This is a genomic window from Pseudarthrobacter sp. 10T415, assembly GCF_056394175.1.
Window position 1 is genome coordinate 441,022 of the sequence record NZ_JBFTHJ010000002.1, and the last position, 20,822, is coordinate 461,843.

The window sequence follows — 20,822 nt, forward strand, 5'->3', positions numbered from 1 at the left end:
CATTTGTTGGTCAGCAGCAGAGGGCATCGGAACGCCCCTACTGCCGGTGCGAACTAATGCCTACCGTAATGGTTGGCTGTGACTATTACGTTTCCAGGCTCCAGAGTTACTAAGCATGCTGACTTTACCGCAGATTTCGGGTATGGCATTCGCCACCGCACCGGCGGTGATCGGACCGCCCGAGCGCGCGTCCGACGCCGCCCTCCCGGCGAGGCCGTGAAGCGCAGCTCCCAGCGCGGCCAGCGCAGCCCAGCGGCCGTCGTCGTCGATGCCCAGAGGGCGGAAACGGTCGACGCCGGGACCCGCCTGGGCAAGCAGGGCGCCGATGACGCCGGCCAGCACGTCGCCGCTTCCGGCCGTGGCAAGCCAGGGCGTGCCGTCCGCCTGGCTGAAGGCTCCGCCGCCCGGCGCGGCCACCAATGTGGCGGGACCTTTGAGCAGCACGGTGGCCCCGGTCAGGCCCGCCGCCTTGCGGGCTGCGTCGAAGGTGGCGGCTTCCACGGCCCCGCGGTCGCCAAACCGGGCGTCGGCTTCGCCCTCCAAGCGCTTCAGCAGCGCGGCGAGCTCGCCGGCGTGCGGTGTCAGCACCACGTGCGGTGCGAGTTTTTGGGGCAGCGCCGGCAGCGCGCCGGCGTCGGCCACAACGGGCAGGCCAGATTCGATGGCATCGCGCGCCCGCGCCAGCTGTTCGTGGTCCTCCGGCCCCATGCCCGAGCCCACCAGCCAGGCCTGCACCCGGTTGTCCGCCACGGATCCGTTGCTGCACACCACTTCCGGGCAGGACTGGCGCACCAGGTCAGCCACCTCGGGCGGGCCGAGATACCGGACCATGCCTGCGCCGGCAGCAAGTGCCCCGCGGCAGGCCAGCACGGCAGCGCCCGGATACTGCGCGGAGCCGGCTACGATGCCCAGGACGCCGCGCGAGTATTTGTGCGCCCGGCGGGCGGGGTGCGGCAAAAGCCCGGAGAGCTCTGCCTCACTGAGCCGGCGGAGGACCGGAGCAGGAAGATGTTCTTCGATGCCGATGGGAACCACGTGCACCCTGCCTGCATGGTCCGCGCCGGGGTCAGCCAGCAGGCCCGCCTTGGCTCCGCCGAACGTCACCGTCAGGTCGGCGGGCAGCACCGGTCCGGCAGCCTGGCCGGTGTCCGCGTTAACGCCGCTGGGCAGGTCACAGGCCACCACGAACCCGTCGCTGCGGGCAGGGTGGCGCGCCTCGAGGACGGCCTGGACCAACGTGGCAGCACTCCCCCGCAGCCCGCCTTTAGCACCGGTGCCCAGGATGGCGTCAATGACGACGTCGGCACGCAGGGTCTCCGCGGCCAGCCCACCAAGTGCCGCATCGGTCAGTTCCTCCGCACGGCCGCCGGCGCGTGTAAAAGCAGCCAGCGCCGCCGGGTGGGCAGCACCGCCGGTGAGAACCGCCGTCGTCCGCATCCCGCGGGCCGCGAGGAACGCTGCGGCGTAGAGGCCGTCGCCGCCGTTGTTGCCTTTTCCGGCCAGCACCACCAGGCGCGTCCCGTAGATACGGCGCCCGCGGGAGCGCAGTTCGGTGATCACCGCGTTGGCGAGGCCATGGGCAGCACGCTGCATCAGGACGTCACCGAGGCCGGCGGCGAGGAGCGGCTCTTCGGCGGCTCGGACCTGCGTTCCGCTGTAGGCGCTGATCATCGTCTGGGTCCCTGCGGCGGCGGGGCCGGGTCAGCCCTCGGCCAGGACCGTTGCAGTGGCGATGCCGCCGTCGTGGCTGATGGACAAGTGCCAGCGTTTGACGCCCTTAGCCTCCGCGACTGCCAGCACCGTGCCCTTGACCTGCACGGTGGGCCCGTTGTGGTCCAGGCCGATCCAGCAGTCCTGCCAGTTCATGCCGGCAGGCGCGCCAAGGACCTTGGCCACGGCTTCCTTGGCGGCGAACCTGGCAGCCAGGGACCGGGTGTTGAGCTCGCGCTCGGCGGGCACGAACAGCCGGTCCCGAAGGCCCGGTGTCCGTTCCAGCTGGCGGCCGAACCGCTCGATGTCTACTACGTCTACCCCAATGCCAACGATCATGGGACTACTCTACGGTGACGCTCTTGGCGAGGTTGCGCGGCTGGTCCACGTCGTAGCCCTTGGCTGCGGCGAGTTCCGCGGCGAAGATCTGCAGCGGGACGGTGGTCAGCAGCGGCATCAGCAGCGAGGGGGTTTCCGGGACGTAGAAAACATGCTCGGCGTAGGCCTTCACGGCCTCGTCGCCTTCCTCGGCGATCACCAGGGTCCGGGCGCCGCGGGCACGGATTTCCTGGATGTTGGAGACCACCTTGGCGTGCAGCGAATCGCGGCCGCGCGGAGACGGGACCACCACGAACACCGGCTGGCCCTCGTCGATCAGGGCGATCGGGCCGTGCTTGAGCTCGCCGGCGGCGAACCCTTCGGCGTGGATGTACGCGATCTCCTTGAGCTTCAGCGCACCTTCCAGGGCCACCGGGTAGCCCACGTGCCGGCCGAGGAACAGCACCGACTTCTCATCAGCCATGGACCGGGCCAGTTCCCGCAGGGGGCCGGCGTTGTCCAGGATGGTCTGGATCTTGTCCGGGATCTTGGCCAGGTCCGCGAGGACGTCCTTGATCTGGCCGGAGAAGATGTTCCCGCGCAGCTGCGCCAGGTACAGTCCCAGCAGGTACGCGGCCGTGATCTGGGCCAGGAACGCCTTCGTGGACGCCACGGCGATCTCCGGGCCGGCGTGCGTGTACAGCACGGCATCGGACTCACGCGGGATGGTGGAGCCGTTGGTGTTGCAGATCGAGATCGTCTTGGCACCCTGCTCGCGGGCATACCGGACAGCCATCAGGGTGTCCATGGTCTCACCGGACTGGGAGATGGACACCACCAGGGTGTTCTCGTCCAGGATCGGATCCCGATACCGGAACTCGTGCGCCAGCTCAACCTCGGTGGGGATCCGGCACCAGTTCTCAATGGCGTACTTGGCCACCATCCCGGCGTACGCGGCGGTGCCACAGGCCAGCACCACAATCTTGTTGACCTGCTTAAGCAGCTCCGGGTCGATCCGCAGCTCATTCAGGGTCAGCTTGCCCTCCAGGTCCGACCGGCCCAGCAGGGTCTGCGCCACGGCGTCGGGCTGGTCATGGATTTCCTTCTCCATGAACGAGGAGAAGCCACCCTTCTTCGCCGAGGCCGGGTCCCAGTCAACGTGGTATTCCTTGCCCTCCGCCGGGTTCCCGAAGAAGTCAGTGATCTCCACCGAATCAGCGGTGATGGTGACAATCTGGTCCTGGCCCAGCTCTACCGCGCGGCGGGTGTAATCGATGAACCCGGACACGTCGGAGCCCAGGAAGTTCTCCCCCTCGCCCAAGCCCACCACCAGCGGTGAGTTACGGCGGGCAGCAACCACGACGTCGGGCTGGTCCGCGTGGACAGCCAGCAGCGTGAAGGCGCCCTCGAGGCGCTGGCAGGCCAGTTCCATGGCCTTGGTCAGGCCGCCGTTGGAGACGTCCCCGCCCAGCTGGTTCCGGAAGATGTCCGCCAGCAGCGCGGCAGCAACCTCGGTGTCCGTCTCGGACAGGAAGGTCACACCCTTTTCCACCAGCTCGAGCTTCAGCTCGGCAAAGTTTTCGATGATGCCGTTGTGGATCACGGCCAGCTTCCCGCCATCGGCCAGGTGCGGGTGCGCGTTACGGTCCGTGGGGCCGCCATGGGTGGCCCACCGCGTGTGGCCGATGCCGGTCAGGGTCTCCGGCAGGGGACGCTCCTCCAGCTCAGTCAGCAGGTTGCTCAGCTTCCCGGACTTCTTCCGCGACTCGATCACACCATCCGAGACCACAGCAACGCCCGCCGAGTCATAACCGCGGTACTCCAGCCGGCGAAGCCCCTCAAGGACAACGTCCAAAGCACTGTGACCATTAACAGCGCCGTCAACAGAACGGCCTACATAACCCACGATTCCACACATAGCCTCAAGAGTATCGGGTGGGAACTGGTTGCTTGTAACCCGGAACCGGATCTTGAGCACTTCTTGCCCGGACCGCCGCGCCCCGGAGCCGCTTCCATTTCGCTATGCGCGGAGTGCGGGGCAGAATCTCTAACGTGACTTTGCAACGCAACGAGGCGAACGGGGAGGGTGCTTCCCCGTTCGTGGAACTGGACCGGCAGACCTGGTCCAGGCTGGCAGCCCAGATGGAACAACCCCTCAACGAAGAGGATATTGTCCGCCTGCGCGGCCTTGGCGATCCCCTGGACATGAAGGAAATCCGAGAGGTCTACCTTCCGCTGTCCCGCCTCCTGCACCTCTATGTGGAAGCAGCCGGGCAGCTGCACGCGGCCACCACAACCTTCCTGGGCGAACAGACCCAGCGCACCCCGTTCGTCATCGGCGTTGCCGGATCCGTTGCCGTGGGCAAGTCAACCATTGCGCGCGTGCTGCGGGAGATGCTCCGGCGCTGGCCCGGCACACCCAACGTGGAGCTCATCACGACGGATGGTTTCCTGTATCCCCTGGCCGAGCTCAAGCGGCGGCAGCTGCTGGACCGGAAGGGTTTCCCGGAGTCCTATGACCGGCGGGCGCTGCTGCGGTTCGTGAGCGAAATCAAGGGCGGGGCCGAGGAAGTCCACGCACCCTGGTACTCGCATGTCACGTACGACATCGTTCCCGAAAAAGAAGTGGTGGTCCGCCGGCCCGATGTCCTCATTGTGGAAGGCCTGAACGTGCTGGCCCCGGCGCGCCCCAGGCATGACGGCCGGCAGGGGCTGGCGCTGAGCGACTTCTTCGACTTTTCCATCTATGTGGATGCCAAGACCTCCTATATCGAGGAGTGGTACGTGGACCGGTTCCGGAAGCTGCGGACCACGGCGTTCGCGCAGCCGGAGTCCTACTTCCACCGGTATGCCAGCCTGTCCGATGACGAGGCGGAGAGCACCGCCCGGGACATCTGGAAGCGCATCAACGAGCCCAACTTGGAGGAGAACGTCCTACCCACCAGGGGCCGGGCCCAGCTGGTGCTCACCAAGGACTCCGACCACACCATCCGCCGGATGCTCCTGAGGAAGGTCTAGCACAGGTGTGCCACAACTGCGCCGCTTCAGCCGTAACGGCCAGCCGCCGGAGCTTCGCCCGCTTCCTCGCCGTGGGGGCCGGGCTGACGGTACTCACCGCCTGCACGCCCGGCGCGCCTGAGGCTGCGCCGCCGTCGTCTGTCCCGCCGTCGGCTCCCCCGGTTCCGTCCCCGACGGCGGCGGGCACCCCGGTTGCCGCGCCGGAGGCAGCGACGGCGACCGGCACACCGCCGGAACCTTCCGCAGCCCCCTCACCGTCAGCGGCGCTCCCCCGCCAGTTTTCCCTGACCGATCCGGCCAGCCCGTGGGTAGTGGTCAACAAGCACCGGCCGCTGGCCCCCGCTGACTATGCGCCGGCGGACCTGGTGAGTCCCGCCGTCGGGATCTCCGCATCGGGTGAGTCCGCGCTGCTGAACAGTACGACGGCGGCAGCGGCCGAGGCGATGTTCGCGGCTGCCGCGCGGGACGGCGTGGTCATGGTCCTGGCCAGCGGGTACCGCTCCTATGCCACGCAAGTGTCCACGTACAACGGGTATGTGGCCGCGCGCGGCCAGGCGGACGCGGACACGGCCAGCGCCCGGCCGGGCTACTCGGAGCATCAGACGGGCTGGTCCTTCGACATTGCCGACGGCGGCGGAGCATGCGCCTTCCAGCCGTGCTTCGCCGACCAGCCTGCCGCCGTGTGGGCGAAAGCCAACGCCCACCGGTTCGGGTTCGTGGTGCGGTATCCGTGGATGTTCCATGAAACCACCGGGTACTACTACGAGCCGTGGCACCTGCGGTACATCGGCGTGGAGGCGGCCACGGACATGTCCGCACGCGGGGTTGTCACGCTCGAGGAGTACTTCGGCGTAGGGGCGGCACCGGGGTATCCCTAACGGACAACGCGGCCGTTAGGTTCCCAACACGGTTCAAAATAGGGGCCGGGGTTCACACAGGGTTAACAGACGTGGGCTAGCTTGGAACTCATGTTGACCGGATTCAAGAATTTCATCATGAAGGGCAACGTCGTAGACCTTGCCGTCGCTGTCGTGATGGGTGCCGCATTCGGCGCCGTCGTCACATCCATCGTGGAAGGACTGCTCACACCGCTGATCGGCCTTCTGTTCCAGGCGAAGGGAATCGAGGAGATGCAGTGGGAGGGCTTCCTCTACGGCCGCGTCATCTCCGCCGTCATCTCGTTCGTGCTGATCGCCGCCGCCATTTACTTTGTTGTGGTCCTGCCCATGAACCACATGATCGAACGGCGCAACCGCCGTCTCGGCATCAACCCTGACGTCAAGGAAGAATCTGCCGAGGATCCGCAGATCGCCCTGCTCACCGAGATCCGCGACGAGTTGCGAAGCCGCTCGTCCTAGCCGATATACACATGAGGCCCGCTTCCATTTGTGGAAGCGGGCCTCATTCGTATGTGCAGCTATTCGCTGATGAGTTCCAGCGCGAGTTCCGTGCGGACCACCTGCGCCAGGTGTTCGGCAATGGACTGCGCGGTTTCCTCGTCGGCGGCCTCCACCATGACCCGAACCACCGGTTCGGTGCCCGAGGGGCGGAGGAGGACACGGCCGGTCTCTCCGAGGGCAGCCTCAGCGGCTTTGACGGCCTGGGCCAGGACGTCATTACTGTTGACCTTCGTGCGGTCCACGCCCTTTACGTTGATGAGGACCTGCGGGAGCTTAGTCATGACGGCGGCCAGGTCCTTGAGGGACGTCCCGGTCAGGGCCACCTGGGCGGCGAGCTGCAGGCCGGTGAGCAGGCCGTCGCCGGTGGTGGCGTGGTCCGAGAAGATGACGTGGCCGGACTGTTCCCCGCCGAGGTTGAAGCCGCCTTCGCGCATGTTCTCGAGGACGTAACGGTCCCCCACGGCTGTTTCGCGGATGCTGATGCCGGCTTCGCGGAGGGCGATCTTGAGGCCGAGGTTACTCATGACGGTGGCCACCAGGACGTCGTCGTTCAGCTTGCCGGCCTTTTTGAGGGCGACGGCGAGGATCGCCATGATCTGGTCGCCGTCCACTTCGTTGCCTTCGTGATCCACGGCCAGGCAGCGGTCAGCATCGCCGTCGTGGGCGATGCCAAGGTCCGCGCCGTACTGGAGGACTGCTTCCTTCAACGGGCCGAGGTGGGTGGAGCCCACGCCGTCGTTGATGTTGAGTCCGTCCGGGTCGGCGCCGATGACGATGACGTCCGCGCCGGCGTCCTTGAACACCTGCGGTGAGCAGCCGCTGGCGGCGCCGTGGGCGCAGTCCAGGACCACGGTGAGGCCCTCAAGGCGGTGCGGGAGGGTGCTGAGGAGGTGGACGACGTAGCGGTCCTCGGCGTCGGAGAAGCGCTGGATGCGCCCGACGTCGGGACCGATGGGACGGACGGCCTCGTTGTGCATCTGAGCCTCGATGGCGTCTTCCACGTCATCAGGGAGTTTCTGGCCGCCGCGGGCGAAGAACTTGATTCCGTTGTCCGGCGCCGGGTTGTGGGAGGCGGAGATCATGACGCCGAAATCGGCTTCCAGGTCTGCCACCAGGTACGCGGCGGCCGGGGTGGGGAGGACGCCGGCGTCGTAGACGTCAATGCCCGAGCTGGAGAGCCCTGCCTCCACCGCGGCGGCGATGAATTCCCCACTGGCACGCGGATCACGGGCAACCACGGCGCGCGGCCGGGAGCCGTTGGAGTTGCGGTCGTGGCCAAGTACGACGGCGGCCGCCTGGGCCAGCTGCAGGGCCAGCTCTGCAGTCAGCAGCCCGTTGGCCAGCCCCCGGACACCATCAGTTCCAAATAATCTAGACACCGGTCAAGTGTATGGGATGGCGGTGGCAGCACCTGCGTAGGCGGCCAAAGAAGAGCTGGTTCTACCTGTTGGGTACCTGCCTTCCGGTAGGCGCAATTACTGGGACTACTTGGTTCTTTTCGCTGCTACCTGTCTTCGGCCAAAAGCCTCGCCACGCCCAATTGGCGGCCCCTACGATCCATTCATGACACCTAGCTATGGGGGCTTGGCGCTCGAAATTGTAGTACCGGTCTACAACGAAGAAGCGGTACTCGAAAGCAGCATCACAAGGCTCGCCGAATACTTGACGAATGAAATGCCGTCGACGTGGAGAATCACCATCGCCGATAATGCAAGCACCGACCGGACGCCGGTGATTGCCGCTCGACTCAGCGAGCACTTGGAGAACGTCGGATACCGTCGGCTTGAGGCTAAAGGGCGCGGACTGGCACTGAGAGATGCCTGGAGCGCCTCGGAAGCCAAAGTGCTCGCATACCTTGATGTGGACCTCTCAACCGACTTGGCCGCGCTTCCACCTCTGGTGGCACCCCTGTTGTCCGGGCACTCCGACATCTCTATTGGTACGCGACTGGGCCAGAGTTCGAGGGTGAGCCGTGGCCCAAAGCGCGAATTCATTTCCCGTTCCTACAACTTCCTGCTGCGGCGAACGATGCAGGTTCGTTTTTCTGACGCGCAGTGCGGGTTCAAAGCCATTCGGGCTGATGTGGCCAAACGCCTGCTCCCCCACGTGGAGGATAACGGCTGGTTTTTCGACACTGAACTGCTGATCATTGCTGAGCGGTCCGGACTCCGCATCCACGAGATTCCTGTTGACTGGGTTGATGACCCGGACAGCCGGGTGGATATCAAGCAGACCGCATTCGACGACCTTCGTGGCATGGTGCGGGTGGGCGGGTCCCTGGTTAAAGGTGCGATTCCCGTGCAGGCCATCTATGCCGAGCTCGGACGCCGGCCGATCGTCCCTCTGGGCCGGCCAAGCTTTTTCGGCCAAGTTCTCCGCTTTGGACTTGTAGGGGTTGCTTCGACCCTGGCCTTCGCGCTCCTCTATCTCGTGCTCCAAAGGCCTTTCGGTGCACAGGAAGCGAACTTCCTTGCGCTGCTGCTGACCGCCGTCGGCAACACGGCTGCCAATAGGCGCTTCACCTTCGGTATCAGCGGGCCAGCCAAACTCTTCACCCAGCAGCTTCAAGGGCTCATCGTGTTCCTGCTCGCCTGGAGCATCACGTCTTCATCGCTGCTGACGCTCCATGCGTTGCATCCAGATGCCGCGCCCAACGTGGAACTGTTGATTCTCACGGCCGCAAACGTTCTGGCCACCCTGATGCGTTTCGTTCTCCTGCGTCTGTGGGTGTTCGGAGTTCGTGAGCGGCGCCAGCAACTCACGCATGTGGCCTCTGCACTGGCCCCTAAGGGAAGCGCGCTGTGAACCCTGTCCGTGTTGTCGAACAACTAGCTGGTGCCCTTGATAGGCCCGGCATCCGCCATATCAGCCCTGCGATATCGCTCAAAAACCGATTCTATTCCGCGACTGGTAAATTCCTGCGCGGAAGAGTTGGGGACCCCTGGTGGGAGCGACCAGCGCTACTCCTTATTCTGCTGGCCAATTTTGCGCTCTACTCATGGAACTTGACCGCTAACGGATGGGCGAACTACTTTTACAGCGCTGCAGTACAGGCAGGTTCCATGGACCTGAAAGCAGCCTTTTTTGGTTCTTCTGATCCAGAGAATTCAATTACAGTCGACAAACCACCTCTAAGTCTTTGGATCATGGGCATCTCAGTCCGATTGTTTGGATTCAACCCGATGGCAATGCTCATGCCGCAGGTTCTCATGGGCGTGGGGACCACGCTGCTTATCTACGTGATTCTCCGACGTTACATCTCCGCCGCCGCGGCCCTCTTGGCGTCCGTCGCATTTTTCACCACTCCGATAGTTACGCTTCTTTCCCGCTATAACAATCCTGACCCGTTGATGCTGTTACTCATGACGGCAGCATTGTGGTTCACAATCCGAAGTATCGAATCCGGAAACGCACATTTATTCGCAATCGCCGGCGCATTCCTTGGCCTGGCCTTTATGACCAAACAGCTGCAGGGCCTTCTCAGCATGCCGGCGCTGGGTATTGCCTACCTCGCCTTTTGCCCGTTGCCATGGCTAACCCGACTGCGCTCCGCTGCTGTTGCTTGCTTGGCCACGGCTGTTACCGGGGGGGCATGGATGGCCATCGTGGAGCTGACTCCAGCAACTCAAAGGCCGTACGTGGGCGGTTCGCGGACGAACAGCATAGTGGAGCTGACGCTCGGCTATAACGGAGTCGACAGAATCTCAGGCGGAGAGGCTATACCCGAGGCCATGCAGGTACCCGCTGCATTCAGTACTGTTGATAGCGACGCAGGAATACTTCGGCTTTTGAATGCCAATTACAATCAAGAAGCTTCTTGGCTCCTCTATGTTGCGTTGGCAGCCGCCATCTTGATTGCTTGCTCGTGGAGGCAGGCAAAAGCGTGCAAGGCATACCGGGCCCTTATAGTCTGTTCGAGCATCTGGCTTGTTACGGCCTTCATAGTATTGAGCTATATGGGCAGCCAGATTCACACCTACTACACCGCTGTAATGGCACCCCCGATAGCACTGATCCTGGGCATTGCGATTGATCGTGCTATATCTCGACGGCGGCTCTCCCGGACCCGGATCCTGTGGGGCGGACTTGCGTTAGTTGGAATTCTGACATCGTGGCTCATCTTGAGAGGTACGGTGGGATGGCCGGATTGGCTGCCGACCGCAATCCTCGTCGCTGGAGTCTCCTCAATCGCCGCCCTTATTCTCAAACCTCCCACCAGAATTGTCGAAATCGGTGCAGCAATCGTACTTCTGATTGCACTCGTGACAGGTCCGGCCGTTACATCGATACACAACGTCACGTCGAGCTTCACCGGATCTAATCCACTGTCGGGTGTCCTATCCCAAAACCCCGCTGGCATCAGCCATCTTTTAGAATCTCTAAAGAATAATGAATTGCCTTGGGGGCATGACATAGCTTTTGGTCGGCAGCCGGACCCTGAAGTAGTGGACGCTCTTCGCGACTCGACCGGCTGCAAGTGGACGGCCGCGAGCTACGCGAGTCAGACCGCGGCGCGGCTCCAGCTGGAATCAGGTCGAGCCGTAATGCCGCTGGGAGGCTTCGCGGGCAGCGACCCATCCCCTACTCTCGACACGTTCAAGAAGATGGTTGCATCGGGCGATGTCTGCTTGTTTGTTGAACAGGAGGCCTTTCTGGAGGTACAAGCGCTCGACTCCGAATCGACTGGCATCTCCAAGTGGGTGTCCGAGAACTATCATCCTGAAAAGGTCGGCAACACTACGGTCTACCGGTTGGTCAAACCCTGAATTTGAAAAGACAGAAGCCCGCCCCGCCAGACGGCGGGACGGGCTTCTGTGCAAGCGGATTTAGCGCTTGGAGTACTGCTGAGCCTTGCGGGCCTTCTTGAGACCGGCCTTCTTACGCTCGATGACACGAGCGTCGCGGGACAGGTAACCGGCCTTCTTCAGGGTGGCGCGGTTGTTCTCGACGTCGATCTCGTTCAGCGAACGGGCGATGCCGAGGCGCAGGGCACCGGCCTGGCCGGAGATGCCGCCGCCGTGAATGCGGGCGATGACGTCGTAGGCACCTTCGAGATCAAGGATCTTGAAGGGCTCGTTGACGTCCTGCTGGTGCAGCTTGTTCGGGAAGTAGTTGTCCAGCGCGCGGCCGTTGATGGTCCACTTGCCGGAGCCCGGAACAACGCGAACGCGTGCAACGGCTTCCTTGCGACGGCCAACTGCTGCGCCGGCAACGGTCAGTGCCGGGCGCTCCTTCTTGGGAGCGGCTTCGGCAGCCGAGCTCTCAGAGGTGTAGCTGGTGGGGATTTCCTCAGCCTCAACGGCTTCGGTGGTCAGTTCTTCGTTCTGAGCCACGATTCTCCTTGTATTAAGTAAGTTGTTTGGTGGCCAGGACTACTGGGCGACCTGGGTGATTTCGAAAGTCTTGGGCTGCTGTGCGGCGTGGGGGTGCTCAGCACCGCGGTACACCTTCAGCTTGCCCAGCTGCTGTGCAGCGAGGGAGTTCTTGGGGAGCATGCCCTTGATGGCCTTCTCAACGGCGCGGACCGGGTTGGATTCCAGCAGTTCCGCGTAGTTGACGGAGGTCAGGCCGCCCGGGTAGCCGGAGTGGCGGTATGCGCGCTTCTGCTCCAGCTTGGCGCCGGTCAGGGCAACCTTCTCAGCGTTGATGATGATGACGAAGTCGCCCATGTCCATGTGGGACGCGAAAGTGGCCTTGTGCTTGCCGCGCAGCAGGATTGCGGTCTGGCTGGCAAGACGACCAAGGACAACGTCGGTGGCGTCAATGACGTGCCACTGGCGGTTGATATCGCCGGGCTTCGGGGTGTACGTACGCACGGTGTTTGCCTCGTTCTTGTTCTGGCGTTCTTTGTTTAGGCGCCACTCAGGGGTGAGCACCTACTTCCTGCGCGCTACCGGAACAGAGGTGAGGGCTCTATGTAACCAGTCATCCTGAGGTTCCGAATGTGCACGTTGAGTAGCTATCCTGCAACCGGATTCTCAATCGGGCACGCACCATCGGAATAGGACACGCACAACGACTTACAAGATTAGCGTGTCAGGGGCTTCAGGGTCAAAATGAGGTAGCCGCAGGCCATCACAGCGCCGCAGGCAGGATAAGCGCAGGGGGTCGCGGTGTTTACAGAAGGTGCTGGCGTTGGCGCCGGATGGGCTTTCGAGATGGGCGCAGGACTCTTAGGGGCCACACTCTCCCCGGCCGCGGAGGTTCTGATCGCAAGGCTCCTTCCCCGCCTGGGCGGAACACCCTCGCCGTCGGCAAGGATTACGACGGCGGCACTCACGGGAGTTGTATGCGCTGCCTTTGCAGTGCGGTTCGGAGTTTCCTGGACCCTGCCGGCATTTCTATTCCTCGCCGTGCTCGGAGTTCAACTGGCCAGGATTGATTTCTCACTTCACCTACTGCCGAATCCTCTTGTATTAATGCTTTTGGTCGGTGGAACTGTTCTCCTACTGGCGCCAACAGCGCTTAATCAGCATGCTGACAATATGCTTCGTGCGCTGCTCGGCATTGTCATTTTGTTCGCCGGCTATCTAATTCTGGGGCTGATTTCACCAGGAGCCATCGGAATGGGGGACGTCAAGCTCGCGGCACCGGTCGGCCTCTTCCTCGGGTACCTAGGTTGGACCCATCTCCTCTACGGAGGCCTCCTTGGCTTCATCCTGAACGGCGTCGTCACCATCGCCGTCGTCGCTCAAAAAGGCCGCAGAAACGCCGCGGAAGTCGCCCACGGGCCGTCAATGCTTGGCTCGGTACTGGCCATCAGCCTCCTCGTTCACTAGCTGGCCCAGCACCCGACTAGCAGCTTCAGCGGATCCTGACGCCGAGCCAATCCAAGTAGTCGTCGGTGTACTCGATTTCGGTTCTGAGTACCGTCAACCGATTCTGAGTACGTACTTTCAGGACCCGCCAAAAAAGTCGAGTACCACTACGCATTGTTGCCGCTATCCCCCAATGACAATCTCTTCTTAGCGAAGTCCAGCCGCTAAGGAATTATGGGGGCAGCTGGAAATTCGTTGAAATCAAATAAATTCCATTTCACCGAATTAAAGGAAAATACAATGACTTCTCTCATGGTCTCGATGATGGCATTTGTCGCCGGCGTCAAGGATCGCTTCTCCTCCGAGAAGGGCGCGACTGCAACGGAGTACTCACTCCTGGTCGCGTTCATTGCTCTGCTGATCATTGTCGGCGTCACCGCATTCGGCGGGGCACTGAACACCTGGTTCACCAACCTTGGCACTCGCGTCGGCGGCTGGTAGGCCGCATTTCTTGCCGGTGGCGCGCACGAGACACTCTCGGGCGCGCCACATTCAAGATTCACTATGTCCCGCCACCAACTGAAACAACTGCCCCTTATGGCCAGTGCAACCCGGCGGATAGTTACGACAGCTAAAGGAACTTCTTATGTCTACCTCCATGATCTCCTTGCTCGCCCTCGTTGCCGGCGTCAAGGATCGCTTCTCATCTGAAAAGGGAGCAACGGCCACCGAGTATTCACTTTTGGTCGCCTTCATTGCTCTTCTGATTATCGTCGGCGTCACCGCTTTCGGCGGGGCCCTGAACACCTGGTTCACCAACCTCGGAACCACGGTTGGCGGCTGGTAGCACTGCCCGAAGGGGGTGCATCGCATCCAAGGAAGCGGTGCACTCCTTTTCAACCCACTCATCCCTGGGGGATCAGTTGAAGACACGGAAAGACTCGGATCACAAAAGCCGCGGTGCGGTGGCCGTGGAGTTCGCCTTGGTTGCTCCCGTGCTGCTAACTCTGGTTATCGGCATCGTGGAGTTTGCCAACGCCTACAACGCCCAAATCTCGGTAACTCAGGCAGCCCGTGAAGCCGCGCGGACCATGGCTGTCAAAAACGATCAGGCCGGCGCCAAGGCCGCCGCCGTCGCGGGGGCTCCTGGCATCAATTCCGCGGCATTCGCCTACACCTTCAGCCCGGCGGCGTGCACGCCCGATACCACGGCAAAGGTCACCATCACCTATCCGGCGTCCACGCTGACCGGGCTTTTTGGAAGCACCGTCACCGTCACCGGAGTAGGGGCCATGCGATGCAACGGTTAAGGGACTCGGAGCGAGGAGCATCAGGTGTCCTGGTGGCCATCATGATGGTTGTCCTTATCGGCGCCGGCGCGTTGGCGGTGGATACCGGACAAATCTATGCAGAGCGGGCGCAGCTTCAGAATGGCGCTGACGCCGGCGCTCTGGCGGGTGCAGATCTCTGTTCCGTAAGCGGTGGATGTACCCAGGCAGCAGCAAAATCAGTGGCGGACGCACTCGCGAACAGCAACTCGAATGACAGCAAGTCGACTGTCCAGTCCGTGGATCTCTCAGTCCCGGGTCAAGTAACGGTTACTACTTCGACAAAGGACGGCATCACCAACGCCGGTTTTCTGACCAAAATGTTCGCCAGCGCCTTGAACGCTCCCGCGGCGACCGTTGGCGCTACAGCCACAGCGAAATGGATGTACCCCACCAAAGGGATCACCGTCCTTCCTCTGACTTTCGCAACGTGTGAGTTCAAGGACGACGGCTTGCCGCACAAGATCCTGACACAGGGCGGCGGCAACGGAGCCCAGGACTGCAATGGAGTGAATCCATCGAACCAGATTATTCCGGGCGGCTTCGCCTGGCTGATGCCGGACGGCGGAGCAGGCTGCAAGGTAACGGCGGAAATCGGCAAATGGAGCCTTACCAGTGCCGGCATGGGTGTTCCCAACGGCTGCACGGACCTCTTCAACCCATCGATCAACCCCTCTCTTCCAAACTCGACCGTCGCGCTGCCGGTCTACAAATACACCTGCAAAGGAATGCCATCAGCGCAGTTCGGCTCCTGCACAGGTAGCGCGGTGCAGTACTACATCGAAAAATGGGCCGGATTCAAGCTCCAGGGTTGGAACCTCACGGGTCAGGCCAAGTACAACGACTCCGTTTTCAGCTCCAGTGAGAAAGGGCTCTACGGAACGTTCATGGGATATTCCGCGGATCCGAACCTCTTCACAGGGGGAACACCTACACCCACGGGCAACGTCATCGTCCTGGGCTTGATCAAATAACGCACCATCTAAGGGGAAGAAAGTGAAAGCACGCCTACTGGGAGGCATCGCCGCGCTGGTCATCGCAATAGCCGGCACCGTCCTTCTCATCACATACGTACAGGGAGCCGACGCCCGCGCCATGGCCGGTACTGAAACTGCCGAGGTATTGGTAGTGCAGGCACCGATACCGGCTGGCACGCCTGCTAGCGAGATCAGCGGCATGGTGGCAAAGAAGTCACTGCCCAAGTCCGCTCTTACCGGTGACACGGTCACCGATCTTGCGGAGGAGGGAACGAAAGTGACTGCGGTCTCCCTCGTACCCGGCGAACAGCTGCTTGCAAGTCGGCTGGTCGAAGCTGCATCCTTCATGGGCCCATCCCGGGTCGCCGTTCCAGGCGGAATGCAGGAGATTTCACTCAAACTGCCAATCGAGAGGGTTGTGGGAGGCAAGATTGCTGCCGGTGACACTGTCGGCGTCTTCATCTCGCTGACAGAAACTTCAGGAAGCGGAGACAACGCTGCCCAGTCGTCGGGAACCCAACTCACATTCCACAAGGTGCTCGTCACGGCCACGCAGTACAGCAACGGCAGCCCGTCCCAGGCGAGCTCAGGCGATGCCGGCGCATCCGGAAGCTCCCTTAGCTCGAATGAAAACCAGAGCGATGGCAATTACCTCATTACCGTCGCCAGCAATTCGGTAGACGCTGAACGCATGGTCTACGCGGCAGAATTCGGCAAGGTCTACCTGTCCAAGGAACCGAAGGACGCCACCGAAGGAAACAGCGGTGTGGTGGACAAGACGAAGGTATTCCGATGAGCCGCTTCGTACTCATCACCCCTAACACGGAGTTCGAGCGCCGCGTTCGCATGGCAACTGCGGGAATGACTGGCTCCCTCCAGTTCTTCCAGGCAGACTACCTCCCGCAGAGCCCTGAAGAGGTCCTTCGGCAAATGCTGGGCGAACCTCCTGAGGTGTTCATTCTTGGACCAGGTCTCCCGTCGGAGGACGCACTCAAGTTCGCTTCCGTGATGGACCTCCAGTATCCGGAGATCAGCTTGATCCTGGCCGCCGGCGATTCGCCGGACCTGGCTATCCAGGCGATGCGCGCTGGTATCCGTGACCTCCTGGCCCCCTCCGCAGAAGCAGACCACATCCGAATCATCGTTGAACGGGCAAGCCTCGCATCAGCAGGTCGCAGGAGGGGCCTCGCCCCCAGCAGTTCCGAGCATAATGAGCACGCTGCCGGCGGCCGCATCATCGCCGTCATTTCTCCCAAGGGCGGTGTGGGCAAGACAACTGTAGCTACGAACATTGCCGTGGGTCTTGGCCAAGCCGCGCCAATGGGTGTGGTGATTGTCGACCTTGATCTGCAGTTCGGAGATGTTGCGAGCGGCCTGATGCTGGAGCCGGAGCACACAATTACCGACGCGGTAGTCGGCGCTGCGAGCCAGGACTCCATGGTTCTCAAGACCTACCTCACGCTGCATCCGGCGGGTATTTACGCCCTATGCGCGCCGAAGAATCCGGTCGAGATGGACCGGATCAGCGGGGAACACGTTAGCCATCTCCTGTCTCAGCTTCGCCAAGAGTTCCAGTACGTCGTTGTCGATACGGCCCCGGGGCTCGGGGAACACGTCCTGGCGACTCTGGATCTGGCATCCGACGCCGTGTGGATCTGTGGGATGGACGTTCCAAGCATTCGAGGCCTTCGTACGGGGAATCAGATTCTCGCAGAGCTTGGCCTGCTTCCCGAGACGCGTCATGTCGTCCTCAACATGGCCGACCGCCGAAGTGGCCTAACCCTTCGTGATGTTGAGGCAACGATCGGGGCTCCAGTTGACATCGTTCTCCCCCGTTCCCGGAACCTGCCGTTTTCGACGAACAAGGGTGTCCCCTTGCTCCAGGACAACAGCAGGGACCCCGCCACGAAGGGCTTGCGTCAACTCGTCGACCGCTTCAAACCGAATTGGGAAGCCAGACCACACAAGAAGTTGCATCGAAGGGCGGTAGTCCAGTGAACCTCTCACGCAGGCTCGAAAAGGTGCGCGGCGCAGAGCCAACCATGCCCGCCGCCGAGCCGGAACAAAAGAACCCCTTTGCGCCACAGCCCGCTCCGGCTGAACCAGCGACGCTGGGAAGAATCCACGAGGCAAAATCCGCCGAGATCGCAGAAGTCGTGGAGCTCGCGCCGACGGCGGCTGTTGCAAGCGGAGCGCTGAGTGCACTGAAGGAGCGCGCAAGCCAGGCGCTCTACGAACGGCTCGGGGCCCGAATCACAGATTCGTCTCTCGAAGAAGCAGAGCTGCATCAGTACGTCAAAGACGAGCTGAAGGTCGTTGTGGACGAGGAACAAGTGCCATTGACGTCGGCAGAAAGGCAACGACTGATCCGGGAAATCATCGATGACGTACTCGGTCATGGGCCCATCCAACGTTTCCTTGACGACCCTTCCGTCACCGAAGTTATGGTGAACCGGTTCGATCAGGTCTACATCGAACGGGCAGGAAAGCTGACACTTACCGACACCAAGTTTGCGTCGGACGAGGCCCTACGTCGAGTCATTGAGCGCATCGTCTCCAAAGTGGGCCGACGGATCGATGAGTCCTCGCCACTCGTGGATGCGCGGCTTACCGACGGTTCGCGAGTCAATGCCATCATCCCTCCTTTGGCCGTGAACGGGCCGGCACTGACCATCCGAAAGTTTGGCGGAGACGCGTTGACTGTCGACAAGTTGATTGCCTTTGGCAGCCTGTCCCCGGAGATGGCCGAACTCCTGCAGGCTTGTGTTCTAGCCCGGATGAACATCATTGTTTCCGGCGGCACCGGTACCGGCAAGACCACCCTGCTGAACGCACTGTCTTCGTTCATTCCCACCTCCGATCGCATCGTCACGATTGAGGACGCGGTTGAGCTCCAACTCCAGCAGGACCATGTGGTCAGGCTGGAGAGCCGCCCTGCCAACATCGAGGGCAAGGGCGAAATCGCCATCCGTGACCTGGTAAGGAATTCGCTGCGCATGCGTCCCGACCGTATCGTCGTCGGCGAAGTCCGCGGCGGTGAGTGCCTCGACATGCTGCAAGCCATGAACACCGGCCACGACGGCTCCCTGTCCACGGTCCACGCGAACTCGCCCAGAGACGCCATAGCCCGCTTGGAAACATTGGTTCTCATGGCTGGTATGGACCTTCCCTTGCGCGCGGTCCGGGAGCAGGTCGCGTCGGCAGTAAACCTCATTGTGCATATCTCCAGGCTTCGTGATGGCACCCGGCGCGTCACCCATATAACCGAGGTCCAGGGCATGGAGGGTGACATCGTCACGCTTCAGGACGCATTCGTCTTTGATTACGCCGCGGGCATTGACTCCACCGGTCGGTTCCTTGGGAAACCTGTTCCTACGGGTGTTCGTCCGCGATTCACGGACCGTTTCGCGGATCTGGGTATCCATGTGTCGCCGCATATCTTTGGCGCCGACCCGGTGAGGGGGAGGTAGCCATGCGCACGGACGTTCCGGTGGCTCTGTTCGTCGTCGGGCTCATTCTGGTCTATGCATCCGTTGCTGTGCTATTCGCTTTTGTTTGGAAGGGCAGGTCTGGCGTCCCCATGTCCAGGCGTCGCCCAGACAGCGTCCAGCACTCATCCGGACTGACCCGGCTGACCAACCAAACAGTGGGCGTCCTCAACCGTGGATTGAAGAAGCGCCCCACCAGCATCTTCAGCAGGGAAAAGCTGGAAGAGGCCGGACTCAACAAGGAACCTGGCGACTATCTGCTCATGGCTGGGGCCATAACGTTGGTGTCTACTGTCACAGCTTTCTTCGTGGGTGGCATTGGCATTGGCGTCCTGGCGCTCATCCTGACGCCAGTCCTCCTCTACCTCGGGCTCAATCTGCTGACTGCCAGACGCCGGAAGGCCTTTGACGCACAAGTGCCGGACACACTGCAAATGTTCTCGGGAGGCCTGCGTGCAGGCCACAGCCTCCTAAGGGCTATTGATGCCGCAGCCCAGGAGAACCAGGGTCCGATGGCCGAAGAGCTGAGCCGAATCGTGAATGAGACCCGAATTGGCCGGGACCTGGGTGAGTCGATGGCCGACGTCTCCCGAAGGACGGCAAGTGAGGATTTCTACTGGATTTCCCAAGCCATCGAAATACACCGTGAAGTGGGTGGCGACCTGGCGGAGGTTCTGGATCACGTCGGCGAAACCATTCGGGACCGGAACCAAGTTAAGGGCCAAGTGCGGGCACTCAGCGCAGAGGGCCGCATTTCGGCCATGGTGCTCATGGCGTTGCCAATACTGATGTTCATCGGGTTGGTCACGTTCAACCCGACATATGCGCGGGTATTCACAACGACCTTCATCGGCTTTGCCATGCTGGCCGCTGCCGTCGCTCTCCTGGCAGTCGGTGGCCTTTGGCTCAGCCGCATCATTAAGCCGAAATACTAAGGGGCAAGAAGATGCAACCCATCGCACTAGCCGCAATCCTGGCGATAGTCATTCCTGTATCGGGGATGGTCTGGCTTTCGTTCACCGGCGACCGGGCCGCGCTGCGCCGAATTAAGGCCAACCTCGGAGGTCGTCCCAGCCAAGCGGCCCAGTCACTGAACGTCAGCCAGCACCTCGCGGAGCTTTCACAGAGGATCACGCCCAAGGGCTATGAAGGTTGGCTCGACAAACAGCTGTCCGGGGCCGGCCGCCCCAAGCAGTGGCCTCTTGCCCGGATCCTCATGGTCAAGCCGATGCTTGCGTTCGGAGGCGCCCTCATTGGCTTCATGCTTTTCCTCGGTGCCCCCTCGGCAGGACGATTCGTGATGGCCGTGCTCATTGTGGCCCTGGGATATTTCATTCCCGACCTTCTGCTGCGGAATCGAGCGCAGAAAAGGCGCGAAGCCATTCGGCTTGAACTGCCCAATGCCTTGGACCAGATGCTGATTTCGGTTCAGGCGGGCCTCGGTTTTGAAACCGCCATGGGCCGGGCTGGAGAGAATGGGCGCGGACCCTTGGCTGAAGAACTGATCAGGACGCTGCAAGACATACAAGTGGGCCGATCCCGCAAGGAGGCATACCTTGCCCTCTCCGAACGAGTGGATGTCCCGTCCGTTCGCACATTCGTGCGGTCCGTAGTCCAAGCGGATGCATATGGAATTGCTATAGCCAATGTCCTGAAGACACAGGCCAAGGACATGCGCATCAAACGCCGACAACTCGCTGAGGAACACGCCATGAAGATGCCGGTGAAGATGCTCTTTCCACTGATCTTCTTCATTCTCCCGACGCTGTTCATTGTGCTCCTTGGTCCCGCCGTGCTTCAGATCATGTCCGTCTTCTCATAGGAG

At 62.0% G+C, this 20,822-nt stretch carries 21 protein-coding genes; 15 read left to right on the plus strand and 6 right to left on the minus strand.

Annotated elements, in window-relative coordinates; translation table 11 throughout:
* Window positions 1–60: 60 nt before the first annotated feature.
* The 3 genes from AC1DBN_RS04805 to glmS are packed head-to-tail and all read right to left on the minus strand — an operon-like array spanning window position 61 to window position 3,946.
* Window positions 61–1,671, minus strand: a complete 1,611-nt coding sequence (locus tag AC1DBN_RS04805) for an NAD(P)H-hydrate epimerase (protein WP_477722654.1) — start codon at window positions 1,669–1,671, stop codon at window positions 61–63.
* 30 nt (window positions 1,672–1,701) lie between these two features.
* Window positions 1,702–2,049 (minus strand): holo-ACP synthase, encoded by a 348-nt coding sequence (locus AC1DBN_RS04810; RefSeq protein ID WP_013601780.1) that lies wholly within the window; start codon window positions 2,047–2,049, stop codon window positions 1,702–1,704.
* Window positions 2,050–2,053: 4 nt separating this feature from the next.
* Entirely contained in the window at window positions 2,054–3,946 is a 1,893-nt protein-coding gene (gene glmS, locus AC1DBN_RS04815; protein ID WP_477722655.1) for a glutamine--fructose-6-phosphate transaminase (isomerizing), read from the minus strand.
* Window positions 3,947–4,050: 104 nt separating this feature from the next.
* On the opposite strand from glmS, the gene coaA reads away from it, so the two are divergent.
* The 3 genes from coaA (at window position 4,051) to mscL (ending at window position 6,404) form a co-directional block, all read left to right on the plus strand.
* Window positions 4,051–5,046, plus strand: coding sequence for a type I pantothenate kinase (gene coaA / locus AC1DBN_RS04820; RefSeq protein ID WP_172829987.1), 996 nt, complete (start codon window positions 4,051–4,053; stop codon window positions 5,044–5,046).
* A gap of 5 nt (window positions 5,047–5,051) precedes the next feature.
* Window positions 5,052–5,924, plus strand: a complete 873-nt coding sequence (locus AC1DBN_RS04825; protein ID WP_477722656.1) for a M15 family metallopeptidase — start codon at window positions 5,052–5,054, stop codon at window positions 5,922–5,924.
* A gap of 90 nt (window positions 5,925–6,014) precedes the next feature.
* Entirely contained in the window at window positions 6,015–6,404 is a 390-nt protein-coding gene (mscL, locus tag AC1DBN_RS04830; protein WP_268156743.1) for a large conductance mechanosensitive channel protein MscL, read from the plus strand.
* A 59-nt stretch (window positions 6,405–6,463) separates the two neighbouring features.
* On the opposite strand, the gene glmM is transcribed toward mscL, so the two are convergent.
* On the minus strand, window positions 6,464–7,825 hold the full coding sequence (gene glmM / locus AC1DBN_RS04835) for a phosphoglucosamine mutase (protein ID WP_477722657.1): 1,362 nt from the start codon (window positions 7,823–7,825) through the stop codon (window positions 6,464–6,466).
* A 184-nt stretch (window positions 7,826–8,009) separates the two neighbouring features.
* Here glmM and AC1DBN_RS04840 point away from each other — a divergent pair, with 184 nt between their 5' ends.
* A complete protein-coding gene (locus AC1DBN_RS04840) occupies window positions 8,010–9,251 on the plus strand; it encodes a bifunctional glycosyltransferase family 2/GtrA family protein (RefSeq protein ID WP_477722658.1) in 1,242 nt (413 codons plus the stop codon).
* Window positions 9,248–11,212, plus strand: a complete 1,965-nt coding sequence (locus AC1DBN_RS04845) for an ArnT family glycosyltransferase (protein ID WP_477722659.1) — start codon at window positions 9,248–9,250, stop codon at window positions 11,210–11,212. The genes AC1DBN_RS04840 and AC1DBN_RS04845 overlap by 4 nt, the downstream gene beginning before the upstream one ends.
* A 60-nt stretch (window positions 11,213–11,272) precedes the next feature.
* On the opposite strand, the gene rpsI is transcribed toward AC1DBN_RS04845, so the two are convergent.
* Together rpsI and rplM are read right to left on the minus strand one after the other, a co-directional pair.
* The gene (gene rpsI, locus AC1DBN_RS04850; RefSeq protein ID WP_056075274.1) at window positions 11,273–11,779 is read right to left on the minus strand and encodes a 30S ribosomal protein S9; all 507 of its coding nucleotides are present in this window, start codon (window positions 11,777–11,779) and stop codon (window positions 11,273–11,275) included.
* 39 nt (window positions 11,780–11,818) lie between these two features.
* Window positions 11,819–12,262, minus strand: coding sequence for a 50S ribosomal protein L13 (gene rplM / locus AC1DBN_RS04855; protein WP_015937805.1), 444 nt, complete (start codon window positions 12,260–12,262; stop codon window positions 11,819–11,821).
* Window positions 12,263–12,604: 342 nt separating this feature from the next.
* On the opposite strand from rplM, the gene AC1DBN_RS04860 reads away from it, so the two are divergent.
* The 10 genes from AC1DBN_RS04860 (at window position 12,605) to AC1DBN_RS04905 (ending at window position 20,819) form a co-directional block, all read left to right on the plus strand.
* A complete protein-coding gene (locus tag AC1DBN_RS04860; protein ID WP_477722660.1) occupies window positions 12,605–13,225 on the plus strand; it encodes a prepilin peptidase in 621 nt (206 codons plus the stop codon).
* A 279-nt stretch (window positions 13,226–13,504) separates the two neighbouring features.
* On the plus strand, window positions 13,505–13,705 hold the full coding sequence (locus AC1DBN_RS04865) for a Flp family type IVb pilin (protein ID WP_477722661.1): 201 nt from the start codon (window positions 13,505–13,507) through the stop codon (window positions 13,703–13,705).
* Between the two features lie 145 nt (window positions 13,706–13,850).
* Window positions 13,851–14,051: a Flp family type IVb pilin gene (locus AC1DBN_RS04870; RefSeq protein ID WP_477722662.1), complete on the plus strand. Its 201-nt coding sequence runs from the start codon at window positions 13,851–13,853 to the stop codon at window positions 14,049–14,051.
* A 124-nt stretch (window positions 14,052–14,175) separates the two neighbouring features.
* Window positions 14,176–14,514, plus strand: coding sequence for a TadE family protein (locus AC1DBN_RS04875; RefSeq protein WP_477722732.1), 339 nt, complete (start codon window positions 14,176–14,178; stop codon window positions 14,512–14,514).
* A gap of 32 nt (window positions 14,515–14,546) precedes the next feature.
* Complete coding sequence (locus AC1DBN_RS04880) at window positions 14,547–15,506, plus strand: Tad domain-containing protein (RefSeq protein ID WP_477722663.1); 960 nt, start codon at window positions 14,547–14,549, stop codon at window positions 15,504–15,506.
* Window positions 15,507–15,528: 22 nt separating this feature from the next.
* Window positions 15,529–16,305, plus strand: a complete 777-nt coding sequence (gene cpaB, locus AC1DBN_RS04885; RefSeq protein WP_477722664.1) for a Flp pilus assembly protein CpaB — start codon at window positions 15,529–15,531, stop codon at window positions 16,303–16,305.
* Window positions 16,302–17,507 (plus strand): CpaE/TadZ family protein, encoded by a 1,206-nt coding sequence (locus AC1DBN_RS04890; RefSeq protein ID WP_477722665.1) that lies wholly within the window; start codon window positions 16,302–16,304, stop codon window positions 17,505–17,507. The genes cpaB and AC1DBN_RS04890 overlap by 4 nt, the downstream gene beginning before the upstream one ends.
* A complete protein-coding gene (locus tag AC1DBN_RS04895; protein ID WP_477722666.1) occupies window positions 17,504–18,979 on the plus strand; it encodes a CpaF family protein in 1,476 nt (491 codons plus the stop codon). The genes AC1DBN_RS04890 and AC1DBN_RS04895 overlap by 4 nt, the downstream gene beginning before the upstream one ends.
* Before the next feature lie 2 nt (window positions 18,980–18,981).
* Window positions 18,982–19,932, plus strand: a complete 951-nt coding sequence (locus tag AC1DBN_RS04900; protein ID WP_477722667.1) for a type II secretion system F family protein — start codon at window positions 18,982–18,984, stop codon at window positions 19,930–19,932.
* A gap of 11 nt (window positions 19,933–19,943) precedes the next feature.
* Window positions 19,944–20,819, plus strand: a complete 876-nt coding sequence (locus AC1DBN_RS04905) for a type II secretion system F family protein (protein WP_477722668.1) — start codon at window positions 19,944–19,946, stop codon at window positions 20,817–20,819.
* Window positions 20,820–20,822 lie beyond the last annotated feature (3 nt).